Source organism: Vibrio sp. 378 (assembly GCF_033339435.1).
Genome location: NZ_JAWOUO010001246.1, coordinates 1 through 510, shown reverse-complemented (window position 1 = coordinate 510; position 510 = coordinate 1). Strand labels below are relative to the sequence as shown.

Sequence of the window (510 nt, the reverse complement as noted above, 5' to 3'; positions counted from 1 at the left end):
TCATACGGATTGCCTGATCTAGGCATTACAACATTGAACGACGTACTGGTTGACGTTGACCGCATCACCAACGCGTGTGATTTGCCGCTCTTGGTTGACATCGACACCGGTTTTGGCGGCGCATTCAACATCGCTCGCACCATTAAGCAAATGGAAAAAGCGGGCGCTGCAGCGGTGCACATGGAAGACCAAGTTGCACAAAAACGTTGTGGTCATCGCCCGAACAAAGCAATTGTGAGCCAGCAAGAGATGGTTGACCGAGTGAAAGCGGCGGTGGATGCGCGTAATGACGAAAGTTTCGTGATTATGGCTCGCACAGATGCTCTTGCCGTAGAGGGCATGGACAGTGCGATTGAACGTGCCATTGCGTGTGTGGAAGCTGGCGCAGACATGATCTTCCCAGAAGCGATGAACAAGTTGGATCAATACCTCCAGTTCTCAAATGCGCTAGAGCAAGCGACCGGAAAGCACGTTCCTATTCTGGCCAACATTACTGAATTCGGCGCAACA

At 51.6% G+C, this 510-nt stretch carries 1 protein-coding gene; it reads left to right on the top strand.

The window, feature by feature from the left end:
• On the top strand, positions 1-510 hold a 510-nt coding region (locus R7Q48_RS31375), incomplete at both ends, for an isocitrate lyase/phosphoenolpyruvate mutase family protein (RefSeq protein WP_318134370.1).